Here is a 12,666-nt window from a genome sequence, read left to right as displayed (position 1 = left end):
ATGGTGGGGATCTTGTCAGACGTAGGAAAAGTGAGAAAATTAAATGAAGACAGCCTTAATTTCTATATAGGCAGTGATTTTAGCATATATGTCATAGCTGATGGAATGGGAGGCCACAATGCAGGAGAAGTGGCAAGCAAAATTGCTGTAGATACTACTATTTGTTATATGAAATCAGCAGATATCAACTCAAAAGACATGGAAGATCATCTATTATGTGCAATAGATATGGCCAATAGAAAGATATTTCAATTGTCAAAACAGAATGAGAAATTATCCGGAATGGGAACAACTATAACGGTGTGTCTCGTAAAAGAAGATAAAATGGTAACAGCAAATGTTGGAGACAGTGGATGCTATATTCTGAAGAAAAATGGTATAACCAAAATTACAAAAGATCACTCTCTCGTGCAACAACTTTTGGATGAAGGAAGCATAACTGAAGAAGAAGCTGCTATACATCCGAACAAGAATATAATAACTAGAGCTTTGGGTACGAACTTATCCGTAGAAGCAGACATCTTTAAAATAGATTTGAGAGACGTATATAAGGTACTGATGTGTACTGATGGATTATCTAATGAGGTAGAACTAAATGAAATGTATGATATCATAATGGGAAATAACAATAACAATGATGCCTGTAGACAATTGATAGAATTGAGTAAACTTAAAGGTGGAAGGGATAATATATCGGTTATTGTATTTGAAGGAGAGTGTAAAGATGATAGGGACTATGCTGGGAAATAGATATGAAGTTTTGGAGAAAATAGGCGAGGGTGGAATGGCTATTGTATACAAGTCAAAGGATCACCTCTTAAACCGTAACGTGGCAGTTAAAGTACTAAAAGAACAGTTCTCCAGTGACAGCGAATTTGTAGAAAAATTTAAAAGAGAAGCTACTGCAGCTGCCAGTCTTTCAAACAACAATATAGTCAATATATACGATGTTGGAAGTCAGAACAATATAAATTATATAGTTATGGAGTATGTAAAAGGGAAAACCTTGAAGCAGTTTATCAGAGAAAAGGGGAAAATTGTTCCGGGAGAAGCTGTAGAAATATCCATTCAAATAGCAAAAGCTCTGGAATGTGCCCATAAGAACAATATCATACATAGAGATATAAAACCCCACAATATCCTTGTTACAGAGGATGGAATAGTAAAAGTAACTGATTTTGGCATAGCCAAAGCTTCAAATTCTGTAACCATAACCAATTCAAACAAAATAATGGGATCGGCACACTATTTTTCACCGGAACAGGCAAAGGGAAGTTTTGTAGATTTTAGAACGGATATTTACTCACTGGGGATTGTAATGTATGAAATGGTTACGGGAAAAGTACCATATGATGCAGAAAGCCCCGTTTCCGTTGCTTTAAAGCATATACAGGAACCGGTAGTTCCACCGAGGGAACTGAATGAGAATATTCCTGAAAGCCTGAACAAGTTGATATTGAAAGCTGTGGAGAAGGAACCTATTAGAAGATATCAAACTATGACAGATATGCTTATGGATTTGAAAAAAATACAGAACAATGAAATACCAAATATTATAGATGACGATTTTGAAGAAGACATGACGAGGATAATGGATCCTATAGATGTAAATAGTAGAGAACAGGAGTATTCGGATTATCCAAAACATGAAAATATTAAACCCCAAACAGGACTTGATCCCAAGAAAAAAAGAAGAATTTTAGCAGCAGCTATAGTAGTGATGACCATTGTAATAGTATCTATACTCGGATATTTTTATTACAGCAAGGAATATGCCGCTTCAGCAGAGACAACTGTTCCGAATATAGTCGGTATGAAGCAAGACAAGGCAAAAGAAGCCGTAGAAGCAAAAAAACTGAAATTTGTGGTAGTCAGCAAGGAAAAAAGTGATAAGCCTGAGGGAACTGTAATAAAAGCCATGCCGGAGGCAGGTACTAAAGTGAAAGTGAATTCAGAAGTGAGGGTAAGTGTAAGCAGCGGCGAGGAGAAACTCACGGTTCCTAATGTTATGGGAGTGGATTATAATACAGCCAGGGATATTATACAACGCAGTGGATTAAAAGTAGGAAATGTAAGTTATGAATACAGTGACAATGTCCAGAGCGGCTGTATAATGAGACAGAATCCCGAATCGGACTCAAATGCGGAGGAAGGATCTTCCGTAGATCTGGTTGTAAGCAATGGACCAAAGGAAAGGTATATTACCGTACCTGATGTAACTGGTAAAAATGTTGATGAAGCAGCTTCGATACTGGCAAGTGCAGGAATAAGCTATACAAAATCAGCTGTGAATACAAAAGATCAGTCAAAGAATGGAATAGTAAAATATCAAAGTGCAGTTGGGTCACAGGTTAAAGAAGGTACTACCGTCAATTTGACATATTATAATTATGTAGAGGAGAAGCCGAATCCGTCTACTCCGCAAAATCCGGATGGTGAAGGAGAAAATGACGGGAAAGATAACTCGGATCAAAATGATAATGACAATGATGGAAATAACCAGAATCCACCATCCAAAGACCAAAACAACAATAAGTCCAAGACGGGCAATTGAGAATATATGAAAAATTTGATTGGAGAGATTATGCAGGGAACTATAATTAAAGGAATAGCAGGCTTTTATTATGTAAAATCAGGAGATAGAATAATTGAATGCAAATCAAGGGGAAAGTTCAGGTATAATGGACTTTCTCCAATGGTTGGTGATAAGGCTGATATAAATTTTGATGGTACTTCAGGTGTTATTGAAAGAATATATCAGAGAAAAACGCAGATATCCCGGCCTGCTGTTGCGAATGTGACACAGGCACTGGTGGTTTTTGCAATTAAGAACCCTGAAATAAACGAGGAACTTCTGAATAAGCTCCTTGTAAACTGTGAAATCAGTAATTTGAAGATTACAGTCTGTATAAACAAGGTTGATCTGGATCCCCATGTAAAGGAAAATTATATTGTGGATATGGTAAAAAGTGCAGGTTATGATATTTTGTTTCTAAAAGCAAAAGAAGGATTCGGAATAGATGAAGTGAGTAAACGTCTGAAGAGTGAGATAACAGTGCTGTGTGGACCTTCAGGAGTTGGAAAATCCACTATTTTGAATCATATTGCAGGTGAAAAACTGATGGAAACAGGTGTTATAAGCAATAAATTGAAAAAGGGGAAGCATACTACAAGGCACAGTGAGTTGATAGAAATTGACCATGGGTTTCTGGTAGATACTCCTGGATTTTCATCTTTAAAAGTGGAGGACATAAAAGAGGAAGAACTGCAATATTGTTTTCCAGAATTCAGTGATGCCCTGGGAAAGTGTAAATTTTCAAGCTGTCTTCATCATAAAGAACCTGGTTGTGCTGTGAAAGAGCTTGTACAACAGGGCGCAGTACATAAAGACAGATATGAATTTTATGTAAAGATTTTAGAAGAGATAAACAATAACAGGAAAAATAAGTGGTAGAGGTAATAATGTTATACAAAATAATTTTGTCAGGGGGAAAAACTTATGATAAAAATAGCACCTTCAATACTGTCAGCGGACTTTTCAAAATTGGGAGATGACATAAAAAAAATAGATGAATATGGAGCAGATATGGTACATATCGATGTAATGGATGGAATGTTTGTACCAAATATATCCTTTGGAATACCTGTAATTAAATCCATAAGAGCTATAACCAGGCTCCCCTTCGATGTACACCTTATGATAGAAGAGCCTTCAAGATATGTTGAGGATTTTGTGAAGGCCGGGGCTGATATTATAACAGTACATTTTGAGGCGGACAGGCACATAGACAGGACAATAAATTATATAAAGAGTTTTGGCGTTAAAGCTGCAGTAGCCCTGAATCCGGCTACAAAGATAGAAAACATAGAGTACATAATACCAAACTTGGACATGGTTCTTGTAATGTCTGTAAATCCAGGTTTTGGAGGTCAAAATTACATAGACTACTGCTATGATAAAATAGCCGGCATTAAAAAATTAAGTCAGAAGCATAATGAGGATATGATGATAGAAGTAGACGGGGGAATAGGAATAAAAAATATAAAAAAGGTTGTGGAAAGCGGTGCAAACGTTATTGTAGCAGGTTCTGCAGTGTTCAGGGATGGTAAGGTAAAGGAAAATATGGCCGCTTTAAGAGGTGAACTCAAATAATGAAAGTAACAATAGTATCAGGAGGAAATGCACCATCTCAAGCTTTGTTGGAAAATGAGCTCAGTTCAAGTTCATTTTTAATATGTGCTGATGGCGGTGGAAACTGTCTTTATAAATATAATATTAAACCTGATTATTTAATGGGAGATTTTGATTCCATAAGTGCAGAAGCCCTGAAATTCTTTAAAAGTTCAGGTTCTGTAATATCAGAATATCCTGCAAAAAAAAATTTCACTGATACAGAAGCTGTATTCAGCAAGGCCGTTGAATTGAATGCAGATGAAATAACATTTTTAGGATGTACGGGAAGTAGGCTGGATCATTTCATGGGGAGTATGGGTATGTTGAAAAAAAGTCTGGAACATGGTATAAGGGCATATATAAAGGATGAAAACAATTCAATAGAAATACTGGATAAATCCAGCATTATAAAAGGGAAAAGAGGAGAGCTTTTTTCACTCTATGCATATTGTGATATAGTGGAGAACCTGAATATAATAGGAGCAAAGTATAAGCTTAATAACTATAATCTGACATTGGGAGATTCCAGAACTGTATCAAATGAATTCCTGGATGGGGAAGTAAGTGTATCGTTTAAAAGTGGACTTATTTTATTATTTAGAAGCAGGGACTAGAATTAAATTTTTATAGTAACAAAACTAAAGCTGTATGCATATAATGTTATAAAGTAATTTTTGAGGGATAATAGCATTGGGAAAAAAGTTTTTAAGAAGGAGAACTAAAAAGAAAATAGGATTAATTACTTTATCAATAGGTGCAGGTCTTTTACTTACAGTTATTATCCCTATATGGGGATGGATAATAGCCGGTGGGGCACTACTTATTTATTGTGGATGGTGTCTGATAGGAAATTATAGATAGGGGGATTATCTTATGAAAATTATTACAGTTAAACTACCAGGTATTTTATCTGCTATCTTAAGGTTGTTCAGGAAGAAAAAGAACAACTAGAAAACATATTGATAGAAAATAAAAATGCAATTGCTGATTGACAACTGCATTTTTTATTCTCTATATTGCACGTTGTACTTTTCCTGAACGAAGGCATCTTGTACAAACATGAATTCTTTTGGGAGTTCCATCAACAATTGCCTTTACTTTTCTTATATTTGGAGCCCAATTTCTTTTTGACTGACGGTGTGAATGGCTGTACTGTACACCAAATACAACTTCTTTTCCACATATATCACATTTCCTTGACATTACAAACACCTCCTCAACTCAAACATCATTTATTTTACCACAAAATGAATAATTTTTGCAAGTATATAGTAAAATTTAATTGTGTGATATAAAGTGATTTTAGTTACAAAGATCAATATTTTCTTGAATAAATACTGTATTTAATATAAAATATGTTATGTAATACTATATTTGAAACAGGTATTTTAGGCAAATACAGGATGGATTACGACTAAGAAAAAATTTGGAAATGTTGATACTTTATTATTTTAAAGTTGTTTTTTATAGAAGGAGGTTTTGAAAGTGATAGGCAGTATAGAAAATGGATTGGGAAAATTGGATTATTCTGATGAGACTGTTGCCAATATAGTTGGAATATCCACTATGGAGTGTTATGGTGTAGTTGGTATGGCATCCAAAAATGCAAAAGACGGCCTTTGGGAATTGATAAAAGGTGAAAGCCTTAGTAAGGGAGTAAAAATTCGTTCCAAAAACAATGAGCTTTCAATAGAATTGTATATAATGGTTGAATATGGAACCAAAATATCGGTAATTGCCAATAATGTAATACAGAAGACAAAGTACAATGTAGAGAACTATATAGGACTTAAGGTTTCAACTATTACGGTAAATGTTCAAGGTGTTAGAATCTAGGGAGGAATTTGTAAATATGAATTACTTAAAGATAGATGGACATCGTTTTTATAATATGGTGGTGAATGCTTGTAATTATTTAGAAGAGCAGAAACATGTTGTAAATTCTCTAAACGTTTTTCCAGTTCCAGATGGAGATACGGGTAGCAATATGTCCATGACGTTAAAAACAGCTGTATTGGAGATAAAAAATATGAGAAATGACTCCCTGGGCCGCATAGCAAATCAGCTTGCAAAAGGTGCACTTATGGGGGCAAGAGGAAATTCAGGTGTAATACTTTCTCAAATATTTAGAGGTATGGCAAAGGGACTTCAAGGTAAAGTGGAAGCAAATTCTGAGGAGTTTTCAAATAGCATAAATGAAGGAGCTAAATTTGCTTACAAGGCTGTTATGAGACCGACTGAGGGTACAATACTTACAATCATAAAGTCAGCAGGCGAATGTGCCTTGAATTCTAAAGAAAAGGATATAACTCTGCTTTTGAAGGAAGTATGTGATCAGTGCGAGGTTACATTAAATAAGACACCTGATATGCTTCCGGTATTGAAGAAAGCAAAAGTCGTAGATTCTGGAGGAAAGGGGCTCCTCATAATACTTCAGGGTATGTACGGTGCACTTAGAGATGGAATTGAAGATGCAGAAGTAAAGGCCTTTAAAGATGAAAAGATAGAACCTGCGGCTAAAAATCTGGAAACACAGGATATAAAGTATGGGTATTGTACTGAATTTCTCATACATGCTAAAGGTGTTGATGTACCTGAATTTAAAGGCAGACTTTCTGCTGTTGGAGATTCAATGGTGGTTGTAGATGATGATGATATAATAAAGGTTCATATACACACCAATGATCCGGGATGGGTGCTGTCTCAGGCTGTTAAATTAGGAGAACTGTCAAAAATAAAGATAGATAATATGAGAGAAGAGCACAGGCATGTACTTGGTATAGAAAAGGATTTAACCGAACATAAGCTTGAAGATATCGGTGTAGAGGATGTTGAGGAAATCAAGAAATATGCATTTGTTTCTGTTGCCATGGGAGAAGGCTTTAAGAGTATATTTGAGGATCTGGGGGTTGACTGTGTCATAGAGGGCGGGCAGACTATGAACCCAAGTACTCAGGATATTCTCAATGCTGTAGACAAAATAAATGCTGAGAATATATTCATATTTCCAAATAACAAAAATATATTTATGGCAGCCAACCAGGCTTCAGAAATAAGTGGAAAGACCGTAAAAGTCATACCTACAAAAACTATCCCCCAGGGCATAACTGCTATTACAGCCTTCAATTCCGATCTTGATTTGGAAGCCAATGTAAAGGCAATGGAGGAATCTATAGATAATGTAATTACAGGTTCAGTAACTTATGCTGTAAGGGACACGGAGATAGATGGAAAATCTGTTAAAAAAGGAGATATGCTTGGGATTGTCGATGGAAGGATAGTACAGGTCGGAAATGATATGTTTGAAGTATGCAGGAACATTATAGCCGGTATGGTGAGTGAAAATAGTGACCTCATAAGCATATATTACGGCAAAGATTGTGATTTAAATAAAGTTAAAGCATTTACGGAAGAGGTTGAAAGAACTTATTCAAGTATGGATGTACAATGCTATAACGGGCAGCAGCCTCTGTATTATTTTATAGTTTCAGTTGAATGAAAAAAGCCCCAGGGCTTTTTTTGTTTATAGTAATCAAGGTAAAAAAGGACTGGTTGTTTTATGAATGTATATGATGATGTATCAACCTTGAAAGGGGTTGGTCCAAAAACTTTGAAAAGTTTGAATAAATGTTGTATATTCAATATATTGGATCTGCTTCTCTATTTTCCACGGGACTACAAAAATGTATCAACCTTACATGATGCAGACTATAAAAGCAGCAAGGTTGTATTCAGATGCAGAGTTAAGTCAATTGGAAAAGATATAAGAACCAAAAATGGAAAAATAATATCCACGGTTGTATTTGAAAATGAAAAGGGGAATTTTACAGGGAAATGGTTTAACCAGCCCTATATGAAGAGAAAATTCAGAATAAATTTAGAATATATCTTAATTGGAAGGTTTCAGGAGTTCAGGGGGAAATTATATGTAATAAATCCGTCATTTATGACAAACTATGAAAGTTCAGAAATCAAAGGTAAGATATTGCCGGTGTATTCTCTAAGAGATGGACTGACAAGCAACCTATTTATCAAATTGATTTCTAATATACTTAAATCTATTGATATATCTGAAAATCTTCCGCAGGGAATAATAGAAAAATACAGACTCTGCAGTCTTGACAGAGCTTTGAGGGTAATTCACTCTCCTGTAAATTCTGAAGATCTAAAAGAAGCCAGAAGGAGACTTAAATTTCAGGAGTTATTTACCTATTCACTGAAAATTTTGATGATAAAGGAATACTATAATAGGAGTAAAAGGGGTATAGCATTCAAAATTTCAAAAGATCTCGTCAGGTTAAAAGAAAAACTTCCATACACTCTTACGGAGGCACAAAATAAAGTCATAAGAGAGATACTTGTAGATGAAAAAAGAGATATACCAATGAATAGACTGGTTCAGGGGGATGTAGGAAGTGGTAAAACCATAGTTGCGTTGATAGCTATTTTCAATGTAGTTAAAAATGGGTATCAGGCTGTACTTATGGTACCTACAGAAATACTGGCAAGACAGCACTATGATGAAATTATAAATATACTTGAAGAGTTTGAAGTAAATATAGACATTCTATGTGGAAGTATCTCCAAGAAAGACAAGGATATTGTAAAACAGAAAGTAAAAAATGGAGATACGGATATTGTAATAGGAACTCACGCTCTTATCGAGGATGACGTAGATTTCAAGAATCTTGGAATCATAGTTACAGATGAGCAGCACAGATTTGGAGTTATGCAGAGGAATAAGCTGCTTAACAAAGGTAGAGATGCTGATATTCTGGTTATGACAGCCACACCTATCCCGAGAACACTTACACTATACTTGTATGGAGATTTGAATGTATCCAATATAGATATGCTTCCGCCTGGCAGGAAGAAGGTGGAGACCTTGTATATTGACAAACCTTTTAGAGATAAGGCCTATGAATTTGCATTAAAGGAAATAGGAAAAGGGCGGCAGGTATATTTAGTATGTCCTCTGGTAGATAAAAATGAGGATATGGATTTGACTTCTGTGAAAGAGCTGTATAAAGAGTTAACGAATCAATATTTTCAAGATATACCTGTTGAGATATTATACGGAAAGATGCCGCCAAAAACCAAAGAGGAAGTAATGAATAGATTTAAAAGCGGCGAAATAAAGGTTATAATATCTACAACTGTCATCGAAGTAGGAATAAATGTCTTAAATGCTTCTTTGATTATAATAGAAAATGCAGAAAGATTCGGGCTTGCTCAACTTCATCAACTTCGTGGAAGGGTAGGAAGAGGTACGTATAAATCCTATTGTATTCTAATTGCAGATATAAAAAATGATATAATAAGAAAAAGAATGGAAATTATGAAAAGCAGCACAGACGGATTTTTTATATCGGAGCAGGATTTGAAAATAAGGGGCTCAGGGGAAGTATTCGGATTTAGGCAGCATGGTCAGGATGGTCTTGTTATTTCAGATTTCATGTCGGATATAAACATATTTAGAGCAGCCAATTATGAAGCAAGAAAGCTTGTAAAGAGCAATAAGGATGATGACATACAGGTCAAAAATGAAATATTGGATAAAATAAAGAGCAGTTCAAAATACATATGTTTCAATTGATATTTATATGGCTTTTGTGTATGGACTATATATATGTTAAAATGTTATGTAATTATTCATAGTATTAGTATGTTATATGTATTATTGTAAAATCACACTGTAGGAGGAAGTATGGAATGAGAATAATTGCAGGACTTGCAAAAGGAAGAAAGTTATTGTCTCCAGAAGGATATGGTGTTACAAGACCTACTCTGGATAGGGTTAAGGAGGCAATGTTCAGTATAATTCAAAATAAAATAAGAGATTCAATAGTCCTGGATGTATTTGCAGGTACGGGAAGTCTTGGACTGGAAGCTGTGAGCAGGGAATCAAAATTTTGTTATTTGGTGGATAAGAGCAGAGAAACCTTTTCATTTTTGAAACAGAATGTTGAAAATCTGCAATTCGGTGAAAAGTGCAGATGCATGAATATGGATTCCTATGAGGCATTGAAAGAACTTGCAGATAAAAATATAAAGTTTGATATAATATTTATAGATCCACCTTATAGAAAGGACATGATTCCGAAAGCCATAGAAATAATTGATGAAAGTTCCATGCTCATGGAAGATGGTATTATAATGACTAAAATTGACAGCAGTGAAGAAATATACAACGGCAGTAAGTCAATTGTTTTAGATCAGCATAGAAAATACGGTAAAACCACCGTATGTATTTATAAAGAGAACAGGGAGGATTAATAAGGTGAATACAGCAGTTTATCCGGGGAGTTTTGATCCAATTACAAATGGACATCTGGATATAATAAAAAGATCAGCTAAGATATTTGACAAATTAATAGTCACAGTTCTGGTGAACCCCGACAAGAAAGGACTCTTCAGCAGGGATGAGAGAGTGAATTTGATAAAGAGAGTTATAAGTGACATACCAAATGTGGAGGTGGACAGTTTTAGCGGGCTTCTGATAGACTTTATGAAACAAAGAGATGCCAGGGTTATAGTAAAAGGTTTAAGGGCGGTATCGGATTTTGAGTATGAATTTCAAATGGCGCTCATGAATAAAAAACTTTGTCCTGAAATAGAAACTGTGTTTATGATGACCAGTGCAGTAAATTCATATTTGAGTTCTTCGGCAGTAAAACAGGTTGCAGTATTTGGAGGATGCATTAAGGAACTTGTCCCAGATGAAATTATATCTGATATAATAAAAAGAACTGATAAATATCATATAAAAAGTTAATCCTTAGGGGGGAGAGTATGGAAACTATCAAGTTGTTAGAATATCTTGAGGAAATTATAGAAACATCTGCTAAGGTACCTATGACAGGAAAAGTTATGGTAAATAAAAAAGAAGTATTGGATATACTAAATAAAATAGTAAATTATCTTCCTGCCGATTTAAAAAAGGCACAATGGGTAGTAGAAGAAAAAGAGAGAATACTCAGCGATGCAATACAGGAGGCTGAGAATATGAAAAGGGAGAATTTAAATATACTGAGACGTCAAATAGAAAATCATGATATAACAAAAGAGGCAAATAGAAAGTCTGCAGAAATAATATCATCTGCAAAAAAAAATGCAAAGGCTATACGTATTGGAGCAAGAGATTATGCAAATGATATATTGAAACAGCTGGATGTTGAAATAAATCTTAAGAGCAAGGAAATGCTTTCAAGTTTAAAAATGGAGTTTCAACAATTTATAGATAATCTTGATGGAAACATAAAGTTGGATACAGATTCTATAAAAGAGAATATAAAGGAGTTAAATAATATGAAATAGCTTTTTTAGTCCACATATTACAATTGGGAATACCAATATGAATAATATGAGTATAAAGAGCCAGCTTAATCCACTACCATCTGCAATTGATACATAGTAGTAGGAGAATATTTCCCTGGAAGCTGCAGTCTCATATATTTTAAACATTATTATACTTATGAAGGAACATATTATTCCATGAAGCACTTTTCTCAGGGTATATATTTTCATGGAAACCTTGAACTTATATGTAAAGGAATATACCTGAGATATTATGGAAAAACCGCTGAATGTAAATAAAAAGCTTACCAGGAATATTTTTATGTAAATATTTTCAGCCGAATCGGATACTATATTGCAGCCATTTGTCATCTCTACTATTCCAAGCAGTGTACCTGCCACAACGCTGTTTGAAATACCGAGAATATGTGAAATCTTCATAGTAATTAAATTAAACACGGAGTTGTGATTCAATATATTGTTTACAACTGAAAAAGCAGTAATAAATCCCCCTATGGAAAGACAGGTTTTTATTGAATTTTCTATACTGCTTTTGAATATACCAATTGCAGTATCCTGTGGATATGATGAATTTTCTATGAAATTAGTATTTGTATAATCCTGTGAAGACGGCAGTATCATGCCCATAATCATACATGATATTAAGTTTGAAAGCAGAAATATGTATCCTATAGAAGGACTTTTAAACATGGAAATTCCTACAGAACCAAGCATAAAAAGAGGGCTTGAATTCGAGGCAATATTTAGGAGCCTTTGAAGTGTATTATAATTTATTGATCTGTTTTCATACAAGTCACAGGCGTACTTTGCACCTAGAGGATATCCGCACAGCATGCTTATAATAAGTGTAAAGCTGCAGCTGTTTGGAAGTCTCAAAGGCCGGCACAGTATTTTCCCGAATAATTTTGCGTATATGGATATTCCGTCACAGTTTATTATTATATTGGAAACCACCAAAAAAGAAAACAAGGATGGAAATACCTTGTAGAAAAAAAGTACGGCTCCATTTATAGCGCCATCTATACATATTTTGGGAGCAAGTATTATCTGTATTATAAAAATAGAACATACTATAGTTATAAACAAGTTTCTGTTTTTTAAAAGAAAAGACAATAATACTATTATTACAACTAGAAGAGTATAAAATAATATTTCCATGAACAACCCACCTGCTT

At 34.6% G+C, this 12,666-nt stretch carries 14 protein-coding genes; 12 read left to right on the top strand and 2 right to left on the bottom strand.

All coding sequences use genetic code 11. The features are described 5' to 3' along the window. The 6 genes from LKE46_RS07155 to LKE46_RS07130 all read left to right on the top strand — a co-directional run bounded on the left by LKE46_RS07155 (position 1) and on the right by LKE46_RS07130 (position 5,035). Positions 1 to 750: a Stp1/IreP family PP2C-type Ser/Thr phosphatase gene (locus tag LKE46_RS07155; protein WP_291719798.1), complete on the top strand. Its 750-nt coding sequence runs from the start codon at positions 1 to 3 to the stop codon at positions 748 to 750. Further along, entirely contained in the window at positions 725 to 2,554 is a 1,830-nt protein-coding gene (gene pknB / locus LKE46_RS07150) for a Stk1 family PASTA domain-containing Ser/Thr kinase (protein WP_291719796.1), read from the top strand. Before LKE46_RS07155 ends, pknB begins: the two co-directional genes overlap by 26 nt. A 30-nt stretch (positions 2,555 to 2,584) precedes the next feature. Next, a complete protein-coding gene (gene rsgA, locus LKE46_RS07145; protein WP_291725610.1) occupies positions 2,585 to 3,454 on the top strand; it encodes a ribosome small subunit-dependent GTPase A in 870 nt (289 codons plus the stop codon). 45 nt (positions 3,455 to 3,499) lie between these two features. Continuing rightward, complete coding sequence (rpe, locus tag LKE46_RS07140) at positions 3,500 to 4,153, top strand: ribulose-phosphate 3-epimerase (RefSeq protein ID WP_291719794.1); 654 nt, start codon at positions 3,500 to 3,502, stop codon at positions 4,151 to 4,153. Beyond that, positions 4,153 to 4,788, top strand: coding sequence for a thiamine diphosphokinase (locus LKE46_RS07135; RefSeq protein WP_291719793.1), 636 nt, complete (start codon positions 4,153 to 4,155; stop codon positions 4,786 to 4,788). Before rpe ends, LKE46_RS07135 begins: the two co-directional genes overlap by 1 nt. A gap of 76 nt (positions 4,789 to 4,864) precedes the next feature. Beyond that, a complete protein-coding gene (locus tag LKE46_RS07130; protein ID WP_291719792.1) occupies positions 4,865 to 5,035 on the top strand; it encodes a hypothetical protein in 171 nt (56 codons plus the stop codon). Between the two features lie 150 nt (positions 5,036 to 5,185). Here LKE46_RS07130 and rpmB read toward each other — a convergent pair whose 3' ends face one another. After that, a complete protein-coding gene (gene rpmB / locus LKE46_RS07125) occupies positions 5,186 to 5,377 on the bottom strand; it encodes a 50S ribosomal protein L28 (RefSeq protein WP_291719791.1) in 192 nt (63 codons plus the stop codon). A gap of 282 nt (positions 5,378 to 5,659) precedes the next feature. Here rpmB and LKE46_RS07120 point away from each other — a divergent pair, with 282 nt between their 5' ends. The 6 genes from LKE46_RS07120 to LKE46_RS07095 all read left to right on the top strand — a co-directional run bounded on the left by LKE46_RS07120 (position 5,660) and on the right by LKE46_RS07095 (position 11,491). Continuing rightward, positions 5,660 to 6,010 (top strand): Asp23/Gls24 family envelope stress response protein, encoded by a 351-nt coding sequence (locus LKE46_RS07120; RefSeq protein ID WP_291719790.1) that lies wholly within the window; start codon positions 5,660 to 5,662, stop codon positions 6,008 to 6,010. A gap of 16 nt (positions 6,011 to 6,026) precedes the next feature. Next, entirely contained in the window at positions 6,027 to 7,673 is a 1,647-nt protein-coding gene (locus LKE46_RS07115; protein WP_291719788.1) for a DAK2 domain-containing protein, read from the top strand. Positions 7,674 to 7,733: 60 nt separating this feature from the next. Beyond that, on the top strand, positions 7,734 to 9,770 hold the full coding sequence (recG, locus tag LKE46_RS07110; RefSeq protein WP_291719786.1) for an ATP-dependent DNA helicase RecG: 2,037 nt from the start codon (positions 7,734 to 7,736) through the stop codon (positions 9,768 to 9,770). 116 nt (positions 9,771 to 9,886) lie between these two features. Then, positions 9,887 to 10,450: a 16S rRNA (guanine(966)-N(2))-methyltransferase RsmD gene (rsmD, locus tag LKE46_RS07105; protein WP_291719784.1), complete on the top strand. Its 564-nt coding sequence runs from the start codon at positions 9,887 to 9,889 to the stop codon at positions 10,448 to 10,450. A gap of 4 nt (positions 10,451 to 10,454) precedes the next feature. Then, positions 10,455 to 10,949 (top strand): pantetheine-phosphate adenylyltransferase, encoded by a 495-nt coding sequence (coaD, locus tag LKE46_RS07100; protein WP_291719782.1) that lies wholly within the window; start codon positions 10,455 to 10,457, stop codon positions 10,947 to 10,949. Positions 10,950 to 10,966: 17 nt separating this feature from the next. Beyond that, on the top strand, positions 10,967 to 11,491 hold the full coding sequence (locus tag LKE46_RS07095) for an ATPase (protein ID WP_291719779.1): 525 nt from the start codon (positions 10,967 to 10,969) through the stop codon (positions 11,489 to 11,491). Here the strand turns inward: LKE46_RS07095 and ylbJ are convergent. Next, positions 11,474 to 12,649: a sporulation integral membrane protein YlbJ gene (ylbJ, locus tag LKE46_RS07090; protein WP_291719777.1), complete on the bottom strand. Its 1,176-nt coding sequence runs from the start codon at positions 12,647 to 12,649 to the stop codon at positions 11,474 to 11,476. The two genes, LKE46_RS07095 and ylbJ, sit on opposite strands and share 18 nt — an antisense overlap. Between the last annotated feature and the right edge of the window lie 17 nt (positions 12,650 to 12,666).

Source organism: Clostridium sp. (assembly GCF_022482905.1).
GTDB lineage: Bacteria > Bacillota > Clostridia > Clostridiales > Clostridiaceae > Clostridium_B.
Note: the sequence above shows the minus strand (reverse complement) of the source record. Positions and strands in the feature narration are given on the sequence as shown.